The organism is Streptomyces sp. NPDC036822 (assembly GCF_055609145.1).
This window is the reverse complement of record NZ_JBVJPY010000012.1, coordinates 1-22,530: the sequence shown is the minus strand read 5'-3', so window position 1 is coordinate 22,530 and position 22,530 is coordinate 1. Positions and strand designations below refer to the sequence as shown.

Here is a 22,530-nt window from a genome sequence, read left to right as displayed (position 1 = left end):
TGATGTGGGATCCACCGTGCACCATGCCACTGACAATCCGCCGTCGCCGCAGCTCGGAGCGGTAAGTCCGGTGATTCCGGGCGGAGTCAGCCGGCGATCGGGGAGACCGCGACGCAGCCGCCGGTCAGCGCCGCCTGGCCCTTGGCCTCCTTGATGACCTTGCCCTCGTGCACGACCTTGCAGGTGAGGTCGGCCGGATTGAGCGCGACCGGCATCACGGCGGGCGGCATGACGCCCTTCAGCGTCACCGTCTTCTTCCACGGCGTGGCCGGCTTCTTCTCCGACTCCATCTTGGGTTCCATGGCCGTGCCGCCGCCCGCGTGGTACTCGATCGACTCGATGCCGGTGCCGGTACCTCGTAGGTGACTTCGAACGACTCGTTCACGGCCTTGTCGACCTGGTCGGCCGCCGCGGAGCAGGCGCCGAGGCCGAAGGCGAGGCCGGTGACGGCGAGCGCCGAGACGGCGGTACGGATGGTGCGCTTCATCACGGTGTCCCCCTGAACTGCCGCGGTGACGCGGGGCGGTGAGGCCGGTTCTCCGGCCTCCTCCCTCGCAGGAAATGGTAAAGAGAAGGTAAAGTCAAGCGGCTTCCTGGTCGGTCCGGAGCAGCGAAACCGCAGGCCGGGGCCGTTGTCAGTGGCGCCCCCTAACGTCAGGGACATGGACACACAGGGGGTGCGCTGGACGGCGGATCAGGTGCTGGCTCTGGCTCCTGACGACGCCTCGCGCAGAGCGGGGAACAAGCTGGGCACGGCGGGTCCGTGGTCCGGCACGGGCAGCGGTGAGGGCGCGGTGTGGGGGCTGTGCCGGGGCAGCGGCAGCACGCCGTACCGCACGGTGGTCGACACAAGGGGGCCGGCGTACACCTGCAGTTGCCCCAGCCGGAAGTTCCCGTGCAAGCACGCACTGGGCCTGCTGCTGCTCTGGGCATCGGACGGCACGGCCGGCGCCGCCGAGGCCCCCGACTGGGCCGCCCCGTGGCTCCGGAACCGGCGCGAGCGCCAGGAGGCCGGCCGGGCGGCGGCCCCGGCCGCGCCCGCCGATCCCGAGGCCGCGCGCCGCCGTGCCGAGCGGCGCGCGGCGCGGATCACCGCAGGAGCCGAGGAGTTGGAGCAGCGGCTGGCCGATCTGCTGCGCGGTGGCCTGGCGACGGCGGAGCGGTCCGGGTACGCCCTGTGGGAGGAGACGGCGGCCCGCATGGTCGACGCCCAGGCGCCGGGACTCGCCGGCCGGGTGCGGGAGTTGGGCGCCCTGCCGGGCTCAGGCCCCGGCTGGCCGGTGCGACTCCTGGAGGAGTGCGCGCTCACCCATCTCCTCGGCAGGGCCTGGCTCGGCGTGGACCGGCTCCCCGGTCCACTCGCGGCGACCGTCCGCACCCGCGTCGGCCTCACGACACCCACACGGGGCCCGGAGATGCGGGATCACTGGCTGGTCCTCGCCCAGAGCGACACCTCCGACGGCAAACTGACGACTCGCCGGATCTGGCTCCACGGCCGGCAGAGCGGGCGCACGGCGCTCCTGCTCTCCTTCGGCGCGGCGGGACGGGCACCCCAGCTCTCCCTCCCCGTCGGCTCCGTCCTCGACGCCGCCCTCGCGCTGCACGAGGGTGCAGGCGCCGTGCGGGCCGAGTGGGTCGAGCAGTTCGCCGCTCCCGCACCGCTCGACGTCCCGCCGCCGGGCGGCACCGTCGCCGACGCCCTCACGGCGTACGGCCTCGCCCTGCGGGAGGACCCCTGGCTCGACTCCTGGCCGGTGACCCTGACCGACGTCGTGCCGATACCGACGGAGTGCGGCTGGCAGCTCGCCGACCGGGGCAGCGCGAGCGGCGACGGAGAGGCGGTGCCGGTGAGCGCCGCCGCGCTCGCCCGACCGGGTCTCTGGCGCCTTGCGGCACTGTCCGGCGGCCGGCCGGTACGCGTCTTCGGCGAGTGCGGGCATCGCGGGTTCACCCCGCTCGCCGCCTGGTCGGCGGAGTCCCCAGGCGAGACGGTCCCACTCCACTGACGCCCCGCGCACCCCTTGGCTCGCTCATCCGGCCCGGCTCGCGCACGCGCCTACTCGGCGGACCCGTCGGCGCCCCGCACCAGGCCTGGCCCGGCACGACCCGACCCGACCCGAGCCGACACCGACACCGACACCGAGTCAAGCCCCGACCCCGACTCCGACGACAGCCTGGAGGACTCCGATGGACGCCTGGGAAGAGCTCGTCACCTCGGCGCTGCTCGGCACCGACCGGCGGCCGCCCGCAGCTTCCGCCACCGCGCGGGCGGGGGTGACGGCGGCGAGCGGCGACGCTCCGGTCGCCCTGCTCGACGCCGCGGCCGTGCACACCGTGCGGCGCAGGGCCGGACTGCGCCCCGGACCCGCCGCACCGGCTCCCGAGCCCGCACCCGAAGACCCCCGCCGCCCGCTGCCCGAGGCGGCCCGCCACCGCCTCGGCCGGCTGCTCGCGGACCGTGCGGCCCCCGCCCCGTCCGGAGGACGCCGCGGGGCCGCGCCCGACCTCGCCGAGCTGCTCCCCCAGTGGCTCGCCGCCGCCAACGAACGCGGTTTCGCGGCACCCGCGTCCTCCCTGCCCGCCCTGCTCGACGCCGCCCGCGCCCGGACCGACCTGCGCCCGCAGGCGCTCGCGCTGGCCGGCCCGCGGGGGCTGTGGCTCGCCCGGCTCAATCCGGAGTGGAAGTTCGCCCTGCGCGGCACGGCCGGCAGCGCCTCTCTCCCCGGCGCCCGGAACCCGGAGGAGGTGGCGAAGCTGTGGTCGGAGGGCCTGTTCGCGGAGCGTGTCGCCCTGCTCGGAGCCCTCCGGGCCGAGGACCCGGCAGCCGCCCTCTCCCTGCTCGCCTCCACATGGCAGGCGGAGCGGGCCGAGGACCGGCTGATGTTCCTGGACTCGCTGCGGGCCGGGCTGTCGGGCGCAGACGAGGAGTTCTTGGAGGCCGCGCTGTCGGACCGCAGCCGCAACGTCCGCTCCACCGCCGCCGAACTCCTCTCGGCGCTCCCGGAATCGGCGCTCGCGGGCCGCATGGCGCGGCGCGCCGCCTCCTGCGTCAGTCTGGACCGTACGGAAGGGGCCGAGACGATCGTGGTCGAGGCACCGCACGAGTGCGACGACGGCATGCGGCGGGACGGCCTGGTGCCCACCCCGCCCACGGGCCGCGGCGAGCGGTCCTGGTGGCTGGGCCAACTGGTGGAGGCGGCGCCCCTGGCCTGCTGGCCGGCCCGGTTCGGCGGACGCCTTCCCGAGGAGATCGCCGCCCTGCCGGTCACCGACGACTGGCGGAACGAGCTACACGCCGCCTGGTGCCGGGCCGCCGTACGACAGCGGGACCCGGCCTGGTCGAGGGCCCTGCTCGGCCCCCCGTCGGCCCCGCCCGCGACGGGCCCGGGCACCTCGTCCCTCGCCGAACGCGCCCAGCTGCTCTCGACGCTCCCGGAGGAGGAGCGGGCCCGCTGGGTCGCCTCCTTCATCGCGGCCCACGGCCTGTCCGAGGCCTTCCAGCTCCTCGGCGTCTGCGAGGTGCCCTGGGCGGAGCCGCTGGGGGGAGCGGTGATCGACGCCCTGGACATCGCCCGGGAGGCGGGCAGCTATCCGTGGAGCTTCAGCGGAGTGATGGGCCTGGCCGAGCGCTGCCTCTCACCGGCCGCGGCCCCCCAGCTGGATTCCCTGACTGCCCTCCCGAACGAGGCGGAGGACGCCTCCCCCGGGGCGGGCAGCTACTGGTCCGAAGCCTTCCAGCGCCTGGTGTCGACCCTGCGCCTGCGCGCCGAGATGCTCGCGGAACTGGAGGTGGAGCCGCAGGCCCGGCCGGAGCCGCAGGCGGCGGATCCGAAGGGCTGACCGCCGGGCGCCCGCCTCCCGCGACGGCAAGGGCGGAGCGCGACCGGCCGGAGGCGACCATAAGTCACCGCGGGCGGCCGAAGGCGCCCGCGCGCCGCCACCTGTGCGACGTCGGCGGCACGTCACCAGGCCGCACGAAACCGGCCGCGGAACCTCCCACGCCCGTGGCCCGTGGCACGGACGGCGCTTCGTCGCTTCCGCGCTTCGGCACACGGACGAGCACCAGGCACCAGGCACCAGGCACCAAGCAGTCGGCCGCCAAGCGGCCGCTGCTCGCGTCGACCGCCCGCTCACCGCCGCTCCCGCACTGCGCCGCGCCGGCGCTCTCCGTCGTTCCGGCGGTTACGCGGCGACGCGGACGTTCGCGTTCACCCAGGTGACGATGGACGCGGTCGTCGCACCCGGCGTGAAGATCTCCGCGACGCCCTTCTCCTTCAGCGGCGCGATGTCCGCCTCGGGGATGATCCCGCCGCCGAAGACCTTGATGTCCTCCGCGTCGCGCTCCCGCAGGAGCTCCAGGACCTTCACGAAGAGCGTGTTGTGCGCGCCCGAGAGGATCGACAGGCCGATGGCGTCGGCGTCCTCCTGGATCGCCGTGTCCACGATCTGCTCGGGCGTCTGGTGCAGCCCGGTGTAGATGACCTCCATACCGGCGTCCCGCAGCGCCCTCGCGATGACCTTGGCCCCGCGATCGTGGCCGTCGAGGCCCGGCTTGGCCACCACCACGCGGATCGGACCGGTCACACCCATCACTGCCTCCACATGCGACCCCCGCGCCTGATTGCCGGGGAGGTGAACGAACGTTATCGCCAGCATCCCGCAAGGGACCGTTTCGCGGTGGACAGCGAGGGGGAAATCACACGTGGGGCGTGTTCGTCCCGCGCCGGACCCTCCCCGGGGCCCGTCCCCGGGGCCCGTCCCCGGGGCCCGCGGGCCGCAGACCGGGTGGAGGTCGCCGATGGTGTTCACCAAGCTCACCAAGGTCACGACCGCACTGAAGGCCAACGCCCTGGAGCTGGCGATCCTCACCGGACACATGATGCTCTACCCCTCCGGAATCGTCCGTGAGCGCACCGTCACCACCCCTGCCTCCGGACCGGCCTCCGGCCGTCGCCCGGTCGTCCTCCTCCACGGCTTCGTCGACAACCGCTCGGTCTTCGTCCTGCTGCGCCGCTGCCTCACCCGGCACGGCCGTGACTGTCTCGACTCGCTCAACTACTCCCCGCTCACGTGCGACCTGCGCACCGCCGCGGTCCTGCTCGGCCGGCGTGTCGAGGAGCTGTGCGCCCGCACCGGTCACGAGCGCGTCGATCTCGTGGGGCACAGCCTCGGCGGCCTGATCGCTCGTTATTACGTACAGCGCCTCGGCGGTGACGCGCGGGTGCGGACGCTGGTCATGCTCGGCACCCCCCACGCCGGCACCACCGCCATACCCTGGGCCGGGGCCCACCCGCTCGTCCGCCAGATGCGCCCCGGATCCGACGTGCTGCGGGAGCTGGCAGGCCCCGCGCCCTCCTGCCGGACCCGCTTCGTCAGCTTCTGGAGCGACCTGGACCAGGTGATGGTCCCGGTCGAGACGGCACGTCTCGACCACCCCGACCTTCTGGTGCACAACGTGCAGGTGAGCGGAATCGGCCACCTGGCCCTGCCGGTGCACCCCACGGTCGCCTCCGGCATCGTGCGCGTCCTCGACGCCGAGGAGCTGGAGACCGGCGCACCGGAGGCCGGCGACCCCGGAGCCGCGTCCGTCGCTTGACGGCGACACGAGCGATCACCTCCGGACGCCTGACAGGCCGCCAGAAGGCACTCATTCTTCGAACGTTCCTCGAACACAGAGCCAAAGCTCTCCCCGAGACCGCCGAAACACGGCCGATTGCCCGTTTCCTGCGAGACCAAAACCCTCCGAAGATTGTCGGCTGCGCATACCGCCGGGTACAGTCGCGCCACTGCTTACCCCCGGGACACCCCTCATCGGGCCCGACCCGGACTGGTCCTGCCGCCGAGGCGAGAGAGAAGTTGGTGAACGACCAGCACCCCCACGCCGGATACGTCGGAGACGACATGCACAGCACCGGCAGCTTCGCCACCGACCCCCTGTTCGGCGCCCTCCCGGGGGGGTACGACGCGGATCACAGCGGTCAGTACGACACCACGCAGTGGAACGGCAGCCACCAGTGGGACGCCGGCGCGTACGACGCCTACGTCACGCAGCAGCCGATGACGCAGCAGTACGACACCACCGGCCAGTGGGACGCGAGCGCCTGGAACGAGGCGCAGCAGACCGGTCAGTACCAGACCGCCCCCCTCGCCTCGTACGACACCACCGGCCAGTGGACGACTCCCGCCTTCGAGACGGGTACGTACGACGCCACCGCCTGGAACCACGCCGCCGCGCCGGAGCAGGAGCACCTCCACACGGAGCCGGTCGTTCCGCAGCAGTACACCCCCGAGTACGACTTCCTCCCCGACCATCACGGTGCCGAGCACGGTGGCGGGCACGGCGACCACGTCGTGGAGCACGCCGCGGGGACTGACGCCGCGCACGCGGTCGAGCACGGGGCCGAGCACACCGCGCAGTTCGAGGCCGTCCTGCCCGACGAGCACCCGTACGACTACGGCTACGAGAGCCCGGCGGAGCACGCGTACGAGCCCGAGGAACCGGGCCCGGCCTCGGAGATCCTCACGGAGGCGGCCCCCGTCACGGCCCGTCCCGTGCGCCGCTCCTCCGGTGGCAGCCGCGGCCGTCGCCGTACGCCCGCCAAGCGCTCCGCCCTTCTGACCGTCGCCGTCCCGTCCGCCTGCGTCATGGGAGTCGCCGGAATCGCCGCCGCCTCGGTCGGCGGCCTCACCGAAGCAGGCGCCGAGACCAAGGACGACGTGGCCGTCGCCGCGGCCGACCCGTCGTCGGTGAAGCCGGTCGCCGCCAACAACAAGCTCGACACGCAGCTCGCGGCGCTCAGCGCCGACGCCCGCGACTTCGGCGACCGCGCCAGCCGCACCCAGGAGCGCATCGACCTCAAGCTTCGCCAGGAAGCGGAGAAGAAGAAGCGTGAGGAGGAGGCGGCCCGCAAGGAGGCGCTGCGTCCGAAGTTCATGCTCCCGGTGAAGCTGCACCAGCTCAGCGCCCATTACGGACAGGCCGGCGTGAACTGGATGTCCGTGCACACCGGCATCGACTTCCCGGTCCAGTACGGCACGAAGGTGATGGCCGCGACCGACGGCACCGTCCGCACCCAGTGGAACAGCGCCTACGGCAACATGGCGATCGTGACCGCCGAGGACGGCACCGAGACCTGGTACTGCCACCTGAGCAGCACCAAGATCCGCTCCGGCAAGGTCAAGGCCGGCGACGTGATCGCCTACTCCGGCAACTCTGGCAACTCCACCGGCCCCCACCTCCACTTCGAGGTGCGGCCGAACGGCGGGGCCGCGATCGACCCGGAGTCGTGGCTGCGCAGCCACGGCCTCAGCCCGACCGGCTGACCCGGCCGAGCACCACGCCTCACACGCGCCACGCCTTACACGCCAGCGCGCAGACGCACCACGTCACGCCCTACGCGTCGCGCACCACGCGACGACGCCCCACGCCCCACGCGAAAGGGCCCCGGCCGAAGCCGGGGCCCTTTTCCGTGCGGGGCCCTCTTCCGTGCGTCCGTCCGCGGGTCAGAGCTTCTCGACCGGCGCGTACCGCAGGAGCAGCCGCTTCGGCTTCTCGTCGCCGAAGTCGATCGTCGCCTGGGCGTCCCCGCCGACGCCCGTCACCTGCATGACCGTGCCCAGGCCGAACTGGTCGTGGGTGACCCGGTCGCCGACCTGGAGCGTGATCACCGGCTTCTCGCCGGCGCGGCGCGTGGCGAAGCCCGAGGGGCCCGAGCGCGAGCGCGAGGAGGAGAGCTGGGAGGTGATCCCGGAGGTCGGACCGGCGGGCTTGACCATGGGGCCGGTGCGCTTCCACTCCAGGTACGTCGCCGGGATCTCCTCCAGGAAGCGCGAGGCAGGGTTGTACGAGGGCTGGCCCCAGGCGCTGCGCATCGAGGAGCGGGTCAGATAGAGCCGTTCGCGGGCGCGCGTGATGCCCACGTACGCCAGGCGCCGCTCCTCCTCCAGCTCCTTGGCCTGGCCGAGCGCGCGCATGTGCGGGAAGACGCCGTCCTCCATGCCGGTCAGGAAGACCACCGGGAACTCCAGGCCCTTGGCGGTGTGCAGCGTCATCAGCGTGATGACGCCGGACCCCTCCTCGTCCTCGTCGGGGATCTGGTCGGAGTCGGCGACGAGCGCGACCTTCTCCAGGAACTCGGCGAGGGTCGCGGGCTCCTCGCCGCGCTCCTGCTCGAACTCCAGGGCCACGGCGGCGAGTTCCTGGAGGTTCTCGATCCGGGTCTCGTCCTGCGGGTCGGTGGAGGCCTGGAGCTCGGCGAGATAGCCGGTCCGCTCCAGTACGGCCTCGAGGACGACGGCGGGGCCGGCCCCCGAGTCGACGATGGTGCGGAGCTCCTCCATGAGGGCGTTGAAGCGCTTCACGGCGTTGGCCGAGCGGGCCGCCATGCCGTACGCCTCGTCGACCCGCTTCAGCGCCTGCGGGAAGGTGATCTTCTCGCGGAGGGAGAGGGCGTCGATCATGGCCTCGGCGCGCTCGCCGATGCCCCGCTTGGGGACGTTGAGGATGCGGCGCAGCGGAACGTTGTCCTCGGGGTTGGCGAGGACGCGCAGGTAGGCGAGGACGTCGCGGACCTCCTTGCGCTCGTAGAAGCGCACGCCGCCGACGACCTTGTAGGGCAGGCCGACGCGGATGAAGATCTCCTCGAAGACACGGGACTGGGCGTTCGTGCGGTAGAAGACGGCGACGTCGCCGGCCTTCGCCTCGCCCGCGTCCGTCAGCCGGTCGATCTCGTCCGCGACGAACTGCGCCTCGTCGTGCTCGGTGTCGGCGACGTAGCCGGTGATCTGCGCGCCCGCGCCCGCGTTGGTCCAGAGGTTCTTGGGGCGGCGGGACTCGTTGCGCTCGATGACGGCGTTGGCGGCGGAGAGGATGGTCTGCGTGGAGCGGTAGTTCTGCTCGAGCAGGATCGTCGTCGCGTTGGGGTAGTCCTCCTCGAACTGGAGGATGTTGCGGATGGTCGCGCCGCGGAAGGCGTAGATCGACTGGTCCGCGTCACCGACGACGCACAGCTCGGCCGGGTCCAGGTCTTCGTAGCCCGTGCCGACCAGCTCCCGTACGAGGGTGTACTGGGCGTGGTTGGTGTCCTGGTACTCGTCGACGAGGACGTGGCGGAAGCGGCGGCGGTAGTGCTCGGCGACATCCGGGAACGCCTGGAGCAGATGGACCGTCGTCATGATGATGTCGTCGAAGTCCAGGGCGTTGGCCTCGCGCAGCCGCGCCTGGTACATCCGGTACGCCTCGGCGAGCGTCTTCTCGAAGCCGTCGGCGGCCTGGTCGGCGAAGGCCTCCTCGTCGATCAGCTCGTTCTTGAGGTTCGAGACCTTGGCGCTGAAGGACTTCGGCGGGAACTTCTTGGGGTCGAGGTCCAGGTCGCGGCAGACCAGCGCCATCAGGCGCTTGGAGTCGGCGGCGTCGTAGATCGAGAACGAGGACGTGAAGCCGAGCTTCTTCGACTCGCGGCGCAGGATGCGGACGCACGCGCTGTGGAACGTCATCACCCACATGGCGTTGGCGCGCGGGCCGACGAGCTGCTCGACGCGCTCCTTCATCTCGCCGGCGGCCTTGTTGGTGAAGGTGATCGCCAGTATCTGGCCGGGGTGGACGTGGCGGGTGCCCAGGAGGTGGGCGATGCGATGGGTGAGCACCCGGGTCTTGCCGGAGCCGGCTCCGGCGACGATGAGCAGCGGGGTGTCGGTGTGCACGACGGCGGCGCGCTGCTGTTCGTTCAGCCCTTCCAGGAGCGCGGCGGCGTCCACGACGGGGCGCGGGGCTCCGTCGCGGTAGTACGCGTCCCGGGGCGCGGGCGCGTCGAACCTGCCCCCGAAGAGGTCGTGCGGGACCTCCTCCGCGGCCGGAGCGCCGTGCTCGTGGTCCTCGGGAGGGGGCGGGGGCTCCTCCGGGGAGTGGTTCCGGAGGCCCGCCAGGAAACTGTCGTCAAAGAGGCTGCTCATCGCCTAACGAGTCTAGGCCGCCCCACCGACAACCCACCCCCACCTCCCGAAGTGACCATATTTTTACGGAGGGTGACAGTCCACTTCAGGTCACGAAAATGTATCGGGCATATCGAACATCGGACTTCCCAGCCGCCCCACGGGTTGGCTAGCGTGCTCGCCCAAGCAGCCCGTCCCCTCCGAACGGCGAATCACGCCGAGCGGGCGGCCCACGCCGCATCCGGCCCTGCCGCGAGGCAGTCGTGCCCTCACGCCTCGGCGTCCACGGAAGGAGATGCCGGTCTTGGCGTCCCATCGCAAGCCGCGCAGCACCCGTACGCATTCCCCCGCCGTCGGGGTCACGACGGCCGCGATCGCCTCGGTCACCCTGCTGTCCACGCAGAGTGCCGGCGCGGCGCCCGCTCCGCCGAAGCCGACGGTGGAGGAGATCCAGAAGAAGGTCGACGACCTCTACCGGCAGGCCGGCACGGCGACCCAGGAGTACAACCGGGCCAAGGAGTCCACCGACCGGCAGCGGCGCAACGTCGACGGGATCCTCGACGACATGGCCCGCAGGACGGAGTCGATCAACGAGTCGCGGCGGACCCTCGGCTCGTACGCGGCGGCGCAGTACCGGGCCGGGGCGGTCGGACCGACGGCGGCGCTGATCTTCGCCGACAGCCCGCAGTCGTACTTCGAGCAGACCCACATCATGGACCGGCTCTCCGAGCGGCAGCGCAGCGCGGTGGCGGACTACGAGGGCAAGCGGGCCGCCGCGGCGAAGCAGCGCGCGGAGGCGACGAAGAGCCTGCAGAGCCTCACCGAGTCACAGGCGGCGCTGCGCACCAGCAAGCAGACGGTCCAGGGGAAGCTGGCGCAGGCGCGCACCCTCCTGGCCCGGCTGACCGCCGAGGAGAAGGCCCGGCTCGCGGAGCTGGAGCGCAAGCGGGAGGCGGAGGCCCGGCGCAAGGCGCAGGAGCGGGCCGAGGCGGAGGCGGCGAGGGCGAAGGCCGAGGCCGAACGGCGCCGGCAGGAGGAGGCGAGCCGGGAACAGCGGCCCGAGTCGCCGGTCACCCCGCCGCCCACCGGCGGCTCCACGTACGCCGCCAAGGCGGCGAAGGCGCTGGAGTTCGCCCGGGACCAGATCGGCAAGCCGTACGTCTGGGGGGCGACGGGCCCGAGTTCGTACGACTGCTCCGGGCTCACGCAGGCCGCGTGGAAGTCGGCGGGCGTCGACCTGCCGCGCACCACCTGGGACCAGGTGAAGGTGGGCACCCGGGTCGCCACGGACGACCTGCTGCCGGGGGACCTCGTCTTCTTCTACGACGACATCAGCCACGTCGGCCTCTACATCGGCGGCGGCAAGATGATCCACGCGCCGAAGCCGGGCGCCAACGTCCGCGAGGAGTCGATCTACTACATGCCGATCTACGGGAGCGTGCGTCCGGCGTGACGCCCCGCCTCCGGGGGGGCGGGCCGGACGGCGCGCCCCCGCGGGCCGGACCTTCGGATGGGCCCGACGGAGAGATCCGGGGCCCTGACGCTCACATCCGGGAGGCCCGACGGAGAGTCCGAGGGCCCTGGCGATCAGGTCCGGAGGGCTCGACGGAGAGACCCGAGGGCCCCGACGATCAGGTCCAGAGCGTCGCGATGAAGATGTTCGCGATCGTCAGGCCGCCGACGGCGCCGAAGAGGCCCTTGTCGACCTTCTCCTCGTCCCGCTTCACGTATACGAGGGCGAGGATCACGACGAGGACGGCCAGCTTGATGCCGATCTTCACGTTGTTGACGGTCTGGTCGTCCGCCTGGTTGAGGCCGACCAGCGCGATGCCCGTGACCAGCATGGTCAGCGCGCCGTGCAGCATCGCGGGGCTGAAGCGGGCCGTACCCGCGCCCATCGCCTTCATCTGCGTCAGGAACCCGCCGAGCAGGGAACCGATGCCGATGATGTGCAGGGCGACGAAGACATTGATGAGTACGTCCATGGGGCGGAGCCTAACCGGGCCCATAGCACCCTCCTCCGGCCGGGTCCGCCCTCTCCCGCACATCGGTCAGGCCGACACAGGAAAGCGGGCTCCACGCGTCACCTCTCCCGGACGCGAACGGTCCCGAAGGGACAATTGGCGCCAATAGCGGTCAACTCCCCGCCGCCCCGTGACGCCCAGGTTTAGCGTCCTCCCCCAGGTGGCCGGCTTCCCACCACCGCCGGGTCTCCCGGCGACAGTCGGCCGCCCCCGCCGAGAAAAACCGGCGGCGGCCCGTCTCCCCTGTGCGGACCGTCGCCGGCCCCGGCGGTCATCGGCCCCCGCAGGGAGAGGATGTGACCCGCCCTCGTGGCAGCGCACCGGAAGCCCAGGCAGTTCCCCTTCGGCGGTCAGGCGGTACGGACCGCCGCCACCCTGGCCCTCGCCTCCGCGGCGACGGCGACCGTGTTCGAGGGCGCCGGGCACGCCGAGCCCCGGCCGACCCCCGCCCAGGTGAAGGCGAAGGTGGACCGGCTGTACCAGGAGGCCGAGGTGGCCACCGAGAAGTACAACGGCGCGAAGGAGAAGGCCACCGAGGCGCGGCGCGCGCTGAACCGGCTGCGCGACGAGGCGGCCCGCCGGACCGACCGGCTCAACACCCTGCGGGGCGGTCTCGGTTCCTTCGCCACCGCCCAGTACCGCTCCGGGGGACTCGACCCCGCCGTGCGCCTGGCCCTCACCTCCGACCCCGACGAGTACCTGGAGCGTGCCGCGTTCGCCGAGAAGGAGGGGGACCGGCGGGCCGCCGCCGTCACCTCCGTACGCCGTGAACAGGCCGGCATCGGACAGCTGCGCGCCGAGTCGACCCGGCGGCTGGCGGAGCTCCGGGGGCACGAGGCCGATCTGCGCCGGCAGAAGACGGCGGTGCAGGGCAGACTCGACGAGGCCCGGGCGCTGCTGGCCCGGCTGACCGCCGAGGAACGGGCACGGTACGAAGCGGCCTCGGCGGGCCGTGGCGCCGCGGATCCCGCCGCGGCCGCCCCCCGCGCCGACCGGGGCTCCCTGCCACGCGGACCGGTGGCCGCCCCGAACGCCCGCGCCGCCGAGGCCATCGCCTTCGCCCGGGACCAGATCGGCAAGCCGTACGTGTGGGGCGCGACGGGGCCTTCGGCGTACGACTGCTCCGGCCTCACGCAGGCGTCCTGGCGAGCGGCGGGAGTCTCCCTGCCGCGCACGACCTACACGCAGATCAACGCCGGTCGCCGGGTCTCCCGCTCGGAGCTGGCTCCGGGCGACCTGGTGTTCTTCTACTCCGGCATCAGCCATGTCGGTCTCTACATCGGCGGCGGGCAGATGATCCACGCTCCCCGCCCGGGCGCACCGGTGCGGGTCGCGCCGATCGACGAGATGCCCTTCGCCGGTGCCACCCGCGTCGGCTGACCCCGGCGTGCGGGGCCGGGCGGGCCGGCCCCGACGGGGGGGCCGGGCGGGCGGGCCTGGGCATTGCGGGGCCCAGCGCGCGGGTCCCGGCAGGGGCGACCCTGCCCCGGGCGGGCCGACGCCTCGCCGCCCTCGGGTCCTCTGACCGCCTGGTCTGACCGCCGGGCCGGCCCGGCGGTCAGACCAGGCGGCGGGCGGTCGCCCAGCGGGTCAGCTCGTGCCGGTTGGAGAGCTGGAGCTTGCGCAGCACCGCGGAGACATGGGACTCGACCGTCTTCACCGAGATGTAGAGCTGCTTGGCGATCTCCTTGTAGGCGTATCCCCGCGCGATCAGCCGCAGCACCTCCCGCTCCCGCTGGGTGAGGCGGTCCAGGTCCTCGTCGACCGGCGGGGCGTCCGTGGAGGCGAAGGCGTCCAGGACGAAGCCGGCCAGGCGGGGGGAGAACACCGCGTCGCCGTCCTGGACCCGGAAGATCGAGTCGACCAGGTCCGTGCCGGTGATCGTCTTGGTGACGTAGCCACGGGCACCGCCACGGATCACCCCGATGACGTCCTCCGCCGCGTCGGAGACCGAGAGGGCCAGGAAGCGGACCGGGTTCTGCGGCGCGGACAGCAAGCCGGCGCAACGGCGCAGCACCTCGACCCCGCCGCCCCCGGGCAGGTGCACGTCGAGCAGCACCACCTCGGGGCGGGTCGCGGTGATCACCGTGACGGCCTGGTCCACGTCGGCGGCCTCGCCGACCACCTCGACGCCGGTGACGTCCGTCCGGCCGATCTCGGCCTGAACGCCCGTGCGGAACATCCGGTGGTCGTCGACGAGGACGACCCGCACCCGGCGCTCCGTGGCCTCCGAAGCCGTCGTCCCGGTCCCGGTCTCGTCGCTCATGCGTCCGCCCTCTCCATCTCAAGCTCCACTTCGGTGCCCCCGCCCGGAACGGACCGCAGCCGGGCCGAACCGCCGTTGCGCTGCATCCGGCCGATGATCGATTCTCGTACGCCCATCCGGTCGCCGGGGACGGAGTCCAGGTCGAAGCCCGGCCCCCGGTCGCGGACGGAGACGAACACCGTGCGTCCCTCCACCTCGGCGTAGACCTGCACCGCCCCGCCTCCGCCACCGTACTTGGCGGCGTTGACCATCGCCTCGCGTGCGGCCTGCATCTGTGCGGCCAGCTTCTCGTCGAGCGGGCAGTCGCCCACGACCACGACCTCCAGCGGGACGCCGTGCATGTCCTCCACCTCGGCGGCGGCCTTCTTCACCGCCTCGGCGAGGGTGTCCGGCTCCTCGTCCTCGTCCTTGCCCGTGCCCTCCGGCTTGTAGAGCCAGTTCCGCAGCTCCCGCTCCTGCGCGCGGGCCAGGCGCCGCACCTCCCCCGGCTCCTCCGCGTTGCGCTGGATCAGGGTGAGGGTGTGCAGGACGGAGTCGTGGACATGGGCGGCGACCTCGGCGCGCTCCTGGGCGCGGATGCGCATGGTCCGTTCCTCGTTGAGGTCCTGGGACATGCGGACCAGCCACGGACCGGCGAGGAGGGCGATGCCGGTGAGCACCGCTATGGCGGCCGTGAACGCCGTGCCGAGCTGGGCGGCGGAGCCTCGGACGACCATGAAGGCGGTCAGGCCGAGCCCGACCAGGGCGACACCGGCGAAGCCGCGGGCGAGCTGGAGGGTGCGCCGGCGGCGGCCTGGCTCGGTCCAGCTGGCGCGGCGGGCGTTGTCCGCCTGCCGCCAGACGAGGACGACTCCGACGCCGATCAGCAGCGTCGGCCAGACGTACCGGTCGGCCCGGTTGCCGAAGTCGATGTTGCCGACGAAGACGGCGGCACCGACCGCCAGCGCGATCAAGGCGAAGACCTGTCCGCGGTCCGGCTTGCGCAGCCGCCGGCGGCCGTCCTCGGTCGTCTCGAACACGGGCCGGGGCGCGGCCCGTCCGCCGACGCCCAGCGGGACGACGATCCAGAAGACCGCGTACAGCAGGGCCCCGAGCCCGTCGGCGAGGAGCAGCGCCACGAACACGGCGCGGACCCAGACGACGGGCAGCCCGAGGTGTCCCGCGAGGCCGCGGGCGACACCGCCGAGCCACCGCCCGTCGGCGCTCCGGTAGAGCTTGCGCACGGGCGGTTCGTCGGTGTCTGCGACGCGGGCGGATGCTGGCATGCGTCGATCGTCACACGCGGGCACGGGCCGGTACATCAGGGGCGGCCCTGAGAATCCCCCTAGGTGAGCGAACACCTCGGTCGTGTCCCCGGGTGGCTCTCGGGGTGGGGAGTCGGGCGAATATCAGGGTCGGGCCAGGGTCGTGCCCGGTGCCGCCGGGGGTCACCGGCCGTCACCATGGAGGCATGACGAGTTCGACGCCTTCCTCGCACGAGGCCCCGCCGCCGATGGTGGCTCCCGCCGTCGCGCCTCTGCGCCGCTCGGCGCGGCACAAGGTCGTGGGCGGTGTGTGCGGGGGCCTGGGGCGGCACTTCGATCTCGACCCGGTGATCTTCCGGATCGCGCTCGGGGTGCTGTCGGTGACCGGCGGCGTCGGGCTGATCTTCTACGGCTTCGCCTGGCTGCTGATCCCGCAGGCGGGCGAGGAGGAGAACGAAGGCCGCAAGCTGCTGTCCGGCCGGGTCGAGGGGGCGTCCCTCTCCGCCGTCCTGATGGCGATGGTCGGCTGCGGGATCTTCCTGTCGATGCTGCACAACGGCGGGACGATCGCGTTCGCGATGCTGCTGTCCACGGCGGTGAGCGGCGCGGCGGTCTGGTCGCAGCGCCGCCGCCAGGCGCTCGCGGGCGGTGACGCGGAGAGCCGGCTGGTCGCCGCGACGGCGGCGGCGGTCGCCGAGGCGCCGCCGGAGACCAAGGCACCGCCGCTCGTCGAGTTCTCGTCGTGGTGGAAGGACCCGATCGTCAAGGACGGCTCGACCGGCCCCATCGCGATCGGATACCTCTGGGGTCCGCACGGGGCGGACGCGGACGGCCTGGTGAACGGCGAGCGGGTGACCCCGGGCAGTCAGTGGGGCGGCTGGGTGCCGGAGCCCGGCGGGCCGGTAGCCGCCGCGCCCGCGGCCCGGCGTGGTCCCCGTTCCATCGGCGGACTGGTCTTCCTCCTCACCCTGCTCGCGGGCGGTCTGGGCACCGGCCTGTCCTGGGACACCCATCCGGTGGGCACGAGCCTCCAGATCGGCCTGGTGGCCGCCCTGGCGGTGCTGGGTCTCGGCCTGGTGCTCAGCAGCTTCCTCGGCCGGACCGGCTTCGGCACGGTCTTCGTGACCGTGGTGACGGCCGGCCTGCTCGCGGTGGCGGCGGCGCTGCCGAAGGAGATCTCCACGGACTGGGTCCGCACGACGTGGAGACCGGCATCGGTCGCCGCCGTGGAGCCGCGCTACGAACTGGGTTCGGGCGTCGGCACGCTCGACCTCTCGCGGCTGGCGGTCCCCGCCGGCACGACGGTCGGGACCGCCGTGGACGTCGGGGCGGGCAAGGTGGAGGTGGTCGTCCCCGCGAACGTGACGGTAAGGCTGCGGGCCCAGGTCGGGCTCGGGGACGTGCGGCTGCCCCAGCAGCACCCCGGGGACATCGACATCGCGCCGGACCGCGACGAGACCCGTACGCTCACCCCGCCGGCGGGCACCGTCCCGGGCGGAACGCTCGACCTCTCGCTGGAGGTCGGTCTCGGACAGGTGGAGGTCACCCGTGCTGCTTCATGAGTTCCGACCGGGCCGGCTCGTCGTCGGGGCGACCGCGCTCGCCCTGGCGGTCCTCTACGCGGGCGACGCCGCCGACGCGTGGGTGACGCCCTGGTACGCCGTGGTCCCGGTACTCTGCGGCGGTCTCGGCGTCGCCTCGCTGGTGACCTGGGTCGCCTACCGCCTCCGCCGTCGTTCGGCGAGGAGCGCGTCGAGCGAGAACAGGGAGGCCCCGGCGAGCACGAGCGGCAGCCAGGACATGAGATAGGCGAGGTCGTTGCCGTAGTAGTACGGCTGGGTCTGCCAGCTGACCGTCAGCCACAGGCTGAGCGAGATCAGCGCCCCGCCGAGGGCGGCGAGCCGGGCGAAGAGCCCCACCAGGGTCCCGATGCCGACGGCCAGCTCGCCGAGGGCGATGGCGTAGCCGAAGCCGACGGGGTTCTTCAGCGCCAGGTCGACGAGGGCGGGGACGGCGGAGCCGTCCCGTACGGCCCGCATCATCTCGCCGATCGAGCCGGTGCCCGTGCCGGCCATGAAGGTGGAGTCGGTGAGCTTGTCGAGCCCGGCGTAGACGAAGGTGACGCCGAGGAAGAGCCGCAGCGGCAGCAGCGCGTACCGCGAGGCGGTCTCCTTCCAGCCGGGCGCCCCGCCGGCTCCCCGACCCTCCCCGCCCCCGCCGTGTCCACGGCCACCCGTGCCCGCACCGGGGCCGTACGGCCCGTTCGCCCGCCGCATTCGTGTCATCGCCGGCCTGCCTCTCCGCGCCCGTGTCCGGGGAATCGATTGTCCTCGGACGTCCCGCTTCTGGATACGCGGGGGACACGGCGGTGGTTCAGAGGGGCCCGGTCGGCTCAGTCGACGACGTCGATGGTGACCCGGTTGGACTCCGCGCCGGAGGCGGTCACGACCCACACCTCGACCCGTCCCGGCTCGACGTCCGCCGGGAGGGGGACGGTGAGGGACGAGTCCGTCGGGTTGGCGAAGCCGCCGGGGACCGGGACGAGCGGGACACGGGCGTGGACCGCGCCGATCCGCACGACGAGGCGGGTGAGCGGGTCGGGGCCGTCCGCGCCCGGCGGGACGAAGCCGGCGCCGCGGATCTCGATGTCGTCGCCGGTACGGATCGGCGCGTCCAGGTCGCCCGGCTCGCGGGACCTGACGACCGAGAGGATCGCGGGCCGCCCGCCCTCCAGGCACTTCCCCGCGAGATAGCAGGCCGCTGAGACGGCGACGAGAAGCGCCGCCGACCAGGGTGGTCCGGGCAGCCGGTCGGGCTCGTCCGCCAGCCGCACCGCGCACAGGACGAGGACGACGCCGGAGACCAGGACGTACTGCAGGTCGGTGAGGCAGGCGCGGCCGTCGTCGTCGGCGACGATGTCGACGGCGCGGGGCCGGTCGGCGCGGACCTTCTGCAGCCGCAGACCCAGGACCCGCCCCCACACGATCCGGCGGACGGCCACGGCGACCGCCGACGTCAGGGCGAAGACGGTCAGCAGGCCGGCGGCGCGCGCTGCCCCGAGACCGATCCGGTCCGCGCCGGTGACCAGGCGGAACGTCACGAAGAGCAGGGCGTAGAGGGTGAGGAGGAGCCATCCGGCCGCGACGGTTCGGGAGGTGGAGAGCCGGTTGTCCTCGCCGATCAGCGGCGCGAGGACCCCGCCGCGCGTCCAGTGGGCGTGCGCCGCGCCGGTGAGGAGCGCGGCGAGGACGAGCGCCGCGCCCAGGGCCGCCGTGCGCGGACCGGTCCACCCGGTGCCGAGCGCGGTGAGCGCCTGACCGAGGAGCAGGGCGAGGACCGCGCCCCAGACCGCGCCGAACGTGGCCCGCCGCACGCGCCGGAGCCATGCCTCGCTCGCCGCTCGGCCGCGCGCGGCGACGGTACGGGCGGACTGGCCGAGTTCGTCGGAGACCCACTGGCGGGAGGCCACCGGCGAATGGGCGACGGCGGCCGGCACACCGTGTCCCGCCGCGAGTTCGTCGCGCAGCGCGAGGAAGGCGGCGACGGCGCGCCGGTGCCCCGTCCGTCCGCCGCACGCGCATGGCGCGGGGTCACCGCACAGCGTCGGCTCCTGGCACCGTCTCGCCTCTCGCACCGCCACGGCGCTCACTTCCCGATCCGTCAACTCACCGTTGGTTCTTCGGAATTGTGTCGCACTCGCGGGCGATCCACGTGCTTCGAGCGCCCCGCGCGGGAGTGATGGACCCGTCATCACATTGACGTACGGGCACCTTCTACGACGTTCTGCGTATGGGGCCGGGATGTTCTACGACAGGAGTTCGGGCTCCGAGCGGCTGATCGTGCGCCACAGCGGCTGGTAGTTGATCCACGCGGCGAGGTCGGTCCCGAGTCGCTCGCGGGTGGCCAGCGCCTCCCGGTGGCCGATCGGCACGGGTTTGCCGGCGGCCCGCGCGGTCAGCTGCACCCGGGCGCAGCGCTCCATCGTGATGAACCACCAGGCGGCCGCGTCGACCGTGGTGCCGACGGTCAGCAGGCCGTGGTTGCGCAGCACGAGCGCCTTGTACGGGCCCAGGGCGGTCGCGATCCGCCGCCCCTCCTCGGGGTCCACGGCGACCCCCGTGTAGGCGTCGTAGAGAGCGTGGTCCTGGTAGAAGCCGCAGGCCTCCTGGGTGATCGGTTCGATCAGCTCGCCCAGGGCGGCGAGGGCGCGGCCGTGGAGGGAGTGGGTGTGCGCGACGGCGACGGTCTCGGGCCGGGCCCGGTGGATCGCGGCGTGGACGGCGAAGGCGGCCTGGTTGACGTGGTGGCCGCCGCGGAGGACCCGGCCGTCGCCGTCGACCAGGATCAGTTCGCTCGCGGTGGTCTCGCCGAGGGGCATCCCGAAGGGGTTGACCCAGTAGCAGTCGGGGAACTCCGGGTCCCGTGCGGTGATGTGCCCGGAGACGCCCTCCTCGTACCCCAGCCGGCCGAAGAGCCGGAGCGCGCCCGCGAGTCGCTGCCTGCGGTGGGCGCGCTCCTCGGCCGGCGTGGCGTGGACGGGCGGCATGGCGAAGCGGAGCTGCTCGACGGGCACGGGGGCGGGTGTCTCGCTCATGCGCGGGAAGGTAACGCCGGGCCTCGCAACTCACCAGAGCCCGCGCACGACGAAACCGCCGCCCCTCGCGGTGGGGGCGGCGGCTTCACCGTCGTACGGGAGGGACCTCTGCGGGGACTACTCCCACTCGATGGTGCCCGGCGGCTTGCTGGTGACGTCGAGCACCACGCGGTTCACGTCGGCCACCTCGTTGGTGATCCGGGTGGAGATGCGCGCGAGCACGTCGTACGGCATGCGGGTCCAGTCGGCCGTCATGGCGTCCTCGGACGAGACGGGGCGCAGGACGATCGGGTGGCCGTAGGTGCGGCCGTCGCCCTGCACGCCCACGGAGCGCACGTCGGCGAGCAGGACCACCGGGCACTGCCAGATGTCGCGGTCGAGACCGGCGGCCGTGAGCTCCTCGCGGGCGATGGCGTCGGCCTCGCGCAGCAGGTCCAGGCGCTCCTTGGTGACCTCGCCGACGATCCGGATGCCGAGGCCGGGGCCCGGGAAGGGCTGGCGCTGGACGATCTCCTCCGGCAGGCCGAGCTCCTGGCCGACCATGCGGACCTCGTCCTTGAAGAGCTGGCGCAGCGGCTCGACGAGCTCGAACTCCAGGTCCTCGGGGAGGCCGCCGACGTTGTGGTGCGACTTGATGTTCGCGGTGCCGGTACCGCCCCCGGACTCGACGATGTCGGGGTAGAGCGTGCCCTGGACGAGGAAGGCGACGTCCTCGCCGGCGCCCGCCGACTCGGCGACGATCTCGGCCTGCGCCTGCTCGAAGACGCGGATGAACTCACGCCCGATGATCTTCCGCTTCTCCTCGGGGTCGGAGACCCCGGCGAGCGCGGCGAGGAAACGCTCCTGCGCGTCGACGACCTTGAGGTTGACGCCGGTCGAGGCGACGAAGTCCTTCTCGACCTGCTCGGTCTCGTTCTTCCGCATCAGGCCGTGGTCGACGTACACGCAGGTGAGCTGCGAGCCGATGGCCTTCTGCACGAGCGCCGCGGCCACGGCGGAGTCGACACCGCCGGACAGACCGCAGATGGCGCGCTTGTCGCCGACCTGCTCGCGGATGGCCGCGACCTGTTCCTCGATGACGTTGCCGGTGGTCCAGTTCGGCTCGATGCCGGCGCCCCGGTAGAGGAAGTGCTCCAGGATCTGCTGGCCGTGCGTGGAGTGCAGCACCTCGGGGTGGTACTGGACGCCGTACAGCTTCTTCTCGTCGTTCTCGAAGGCGGCGACCGGCACGACGTCCGTGGACGCGGTGACCGAGAAGCCCTCGGGAGCGGCGGAGCAGGCGTCGCCGTGGGACATCCACACCGACTGCTCGGTGGGGGTGCCCTCGAACAGCGTCGAGCCGGCCTTGGAGACGTGCAGCGGCGTCCGGCCGTACTCACGGGCGCCCGTGTTGTCGACGGTGCCGCCGAGGGTCGTCGCCATCAGCTGGAAGCCGTAGCACATGCCGAAGACGGGGACGCCGGCCTCGAAGAGGGCGCGGTCGAGGCGCGGGGCGCCCTCCGCGTACACGGAGGACGGGCCGCCGGAGAGGATGATCGCCTTGGGGTTCTTGGCCAGCATCTCGGCCACCGGCATGGTGGACGGGACGATCTCGCTGTAGACCCGGGCCTCACGGACGCGGCGGGCGATGAGCTGGGCGTACTGGGCGCCGAAGTCGACAACGAGGACTACGTCCGGGTTGGAGACGTCGGGCGCGGCAGCGGGAGTCGCTGATGACACTACGGCGGCCTTCCGGCGGTAGGAGAAGGTCCCCCGAGACGGGGGTCTATGTGTCGATTCTACCGGCGCGCCGATGTCGCTTTTCGTCTCACCATCCGAACGCGGGTTGGCCCCGGTCCGGAGGCGGGGTCCATACTGTCGCCATGCGCAAGCTCCCGACCTTCGTCTTTACCTATGGCACCGGCCCGTCCGGCTGCCATGGTCGTGCTGCTTGAGCAACTGACAAGCGACTTCCCAGGCGCCCCGGGCCGACAAGGCCCGGGGCGCTCTGTCGTTTCCGGGCCGTGCCGCTCCGGGGCCCCGGTATCGAACCCCCGATCACGAGGAGCCCCGGCCATGACCACGACGACCCACACCGAGAAGACCCGCACCGAGAAGACCGGCGCCCGCACCGACGAGGCGGCGGCGCTCATCGGCGGCGCCCGCGAGCGCATCGACGCGCTCGACGACCGGATCATCGGCCTGATCCAGGAACGGATGGCGGTCTCGGCCGTGATCCAGGAGGCCCGGATCGGCTCGGGCGGCCGCCGGGTGAATCTCGCGCGCGAGATGGAGGTGCTGGGCCACTACAGGGACGCGCTGGGCAAGCCGGGCACCGCTCTCGCGATGACCATGCTGGAACTGTGCCGGGGCCGCGTTTGACGCGGGGCGAGTGAGGCGAAGGGCGCGCGGGTGTCGAAAGGGAGAACGCGCACAGGCCGCGAGGAACGAGCGGCCGAGCACGGCCGACCGTCGACACCCGCACAAAGCGCC

17 protein-coding genes and 1 pseudogene are annotated in these 22,530 nt (G+C 72.8%); 8 read left to right on the top strand and 10 right to left on the bottom strand.

Features of this window, described 5'->3' with window-relative positions; all coding sequences use genetic code 11:
* Window positions 1-86: 86 nt before the first annotated feature.
* A pseudogene (locus ACZ68P_RS24970) lies at window positions 87-487 on the bottom strand (hypothetical protein).
* Between the two features lie 175 nt (window positions 488-662).
* On the opposite strand from ACZ68P_RS24970, the gene ACZ68P_RS24965 reads away from it, so the two are divergent.
* Complete coding sequence (locus tag ACZ68P_RS24965) at window positions 663-2,006, top strand: SWIM zinc finger family protein (RefSeq protein ID WP_471009791.1); 1,344 nt, start codon at window positions 663-665, stop codon at window positions 2,004-2,006.
* A 181-nt stretch (window positions 2,007-2,187) separates the two neighbouring features.
* Entirely contained in the window at window positions 2,188-3,840 is a 1,653-nt protein-coding gene (locus tag ACZ68P_RS24960) for a DUF5691 domain-containing protein (RefSeq protein ID WP_471009788.1), read from the top strand.
* Between the two features lie 342 nt (window positions 3,841-4,182).
* Here the strand turns inward: ACZ68P_RS24960 and ACZ68P_RS24955 are convergent, their stop codons facing one another.
* The gene (locus ACZ68P_RS24955; RefSeq protein ID WP_365718623.1) at window positions 4,183-4,590 is read right to left on the bottom strand and encodes a cobalamin B12-binding domain-containing protein; all 408 of its coding nucleotides are present in this window, start codon (window positions 4,588-4,590) and stop codon (window positions 4,183-4,185) included.
* A 208-nt stretch (window positions 4,591-4,798) separates the two neighbouring features.
* Between ACZ68P_RS24955 and ACZ68P_RS24950 the strand changes: the two genes are divergently transcribed.
* On the top strand, window positions 4,799-5,596 hold the full coding sequence (locus tag ACZ68P_RS24950; RefSeq protein WP_471009784.1) for an esterase/lipase family protein: 798 nt from the start codon (window positions 4,799-4,801) through the stop codon (window positions 5,594-5,596).
* 263 nt (window positions 5,597-5,859) lie between these two features.
* Window positions 5,860-7,323 carry a M23 family metallopeptidase gene (locus ACZ68P_RS24945; RefSeq protein ID WP_471009782.1) on the top strand — a complete coding sequence of 488 codons (1,464 nt, stop codon included), beginning with the start codon at window positions 5,860-5,862 and terminating at the stop codon, window positions 7,321-7,323.
* A gap of 180 nt (window positions 7,324-7,503) precedes the next feature.
* Here the strand turns inward: ACZ68P_RS24945 and pcrA are convergent, their stop codons facing one another.
* Window positions 7,504-9,951, bottom strand: a complete 2,448-nt coding sequence (pcrA, locus tag ACZ68P_RS24940) for a DNA helicase PcrA (RefSeq protein ID WP_471009780.1) — start codon at window positions 9,949-9,951, stop codon at window positions 7,504-7,506.
* 274 nt (window positions 9,952-10,225) lie between these two features.
* Between pcrA and ACZ68P_RS24935 the strand changes: the two genes are divergently transcribed.
* On the top strand, window positions 10,226-11,383 hold the full coding sequence (locus ACZ68P_RS24935) for a C40 family peptidase (RefSeq protein WP_471009777.1): 1,158 nt from the start codon (window positions 10,226-10,228) through the stop codon (window positions 11,381-11,383).
* Window positions 11,384-11,561: 178 nt separating this feature from the next.
* Here the strand turns inward: ACZ68P_RS24935 and ACZ68P_RS24930 are convergent, their stop codons facing one another.
* The gene (locus ACZ68P_RS24930; RefSeq protein ID WP_471009775.1) at window positions 11,562-11,915 is read right to left on the bottom strand and encodes a hypothetical protein; all 354 of its coding nucleotides are present in this window, start codon (window positions 11,913-11,915) and stop codon (window positions 11,562-11,564) included.
* 348 nt (window positions 11,916-12,263) lie between these two features.
* Between ACZ68P_RS24930 and ACZ68P_RS24925 the strand changes: the two genes are divergently transcribed.
* Entirely contained in the window at window positions 12,264-13,334 is a 1,071-nt protein-coding gene (locus ACZ68P_RS24925) for a C40 family peptidase (protein ID WP_471009773.1), read from the top strand.
* Between the two features lie 178 nt (window positions 13,335-13,512).
* Here ACZ68P_RS24925 and ACZ68P_RS24920 read toward each other — a convergent pair whose 3' ends face one another.
* Entirely contained in the window at window positions 13,513-14,220 is a 708-nt protein-coding gene (locus ACZ68P_RS24920; protein WP_471009772.1) for a LuxR C-terminal-related transcriptional regulator, read from the bottom strand.
* Window positions 14,217-15,485, bottom strand: a complete 1,269-nt coding sequence (locus ACZ68P_RS24915; protein ID WP_471009770.1) for a PspC domain-containing protein — start codon at window positions 15,483-15,485, stop codon at window positions 14,217-14,219. The genes ACZ68P_RS24920 and ACZ68P_RS24915 overlap by 4 nt, the downstream gene beginning before the upstream one ends.
* Before the next feature lie 185 nt (window positions 15,486-15,670).
* On the opposite strand from ACZ68P_RS24915, the gene ACZ68P_RS24910 reads away from it, so the two are divergent.
* Entirely contained in the window at window positions 15,671-17,026 is a 1,356-nt protein-coding gene (locus ACZ68P_RS24910) for a PspC domain-containing protein (RefSeq protein WP_471009769.1), read from the top strand.
* Between the two features lie 156 nt (window positions 17,027-17,182).
* Here the strand turns inward: ACZ68P_RS24910 and ACZ68P_RS24905 are convergent, their stop codons facing one another.
* From ACZ68P_RS24905 to guaA, 4 genes are all read right to left on the bottom strand, one after another.
* Complete coding sequence (locus tag ACZ68P_RS24905) at window positions 17,183-17,740, bottom strand: DoxX family protein (RefSeq protein WP_471010149.1); 558 nt, start codon at window positions 17,738-17,740, stop codon at window positions 17,183-17,185.
* Window positions 17,741-17,856: 116 nt separating this feature from the next.
* A complete protein-coding gene (locus tag ACZ68P_RS24900; RefSeq protein ID WP_471009765.1) occupies window positions 17,857-19,113 on the bottom strand; it encodes a hypothetical protein in 1,257 nt (418 codons plus the stop codon).
* A 156-nt stretch (window positions 19,114-19,269) separates the two neighbouring features.
* Entirely contained in the window at window positions 19,270-20,058 is a 789-nt protein-coding gene (locus tag ACZ68P_RS24895; RefSeq protein WP_471009763.1) for a class II aldolase/adducin family protein, read from the bottom strand.
* Window positions 20,059-20,175: 117 nt separating this feature from the next.
* Window positions 20,176-21,777 (bottom strand): glutamine-hydrolyzing GMP synthase, encoded by a 1,602-nt coding sequence (gene guaA, locus ACZ68P_RS24890; protein WP_471009760.1) that lies wholly within the window; start codon window positions 21,775-21,777, stop codon window positions 20,176-20,178.
* 336 nt (window positions 21,778-22,113) lie between these two features.
* Between guaA and ACZ68P_RS24885 the strand changes: the two genes are divergently transcribed.
* The gene (locus tag ACZ68P_RS24885; protein ID WP_471009757.1) at window positions 22,114-22,419 is read left to right on the top strand and encodes a chorismate mutase; all 306 of its coding nucleotides are present in this window, start codon (window positions 22,114-22,116) and stop codon (window positions 22,417-22,419) included.
* Window positions 22,420-22,530: the final 111 nt, after the last annotated feature.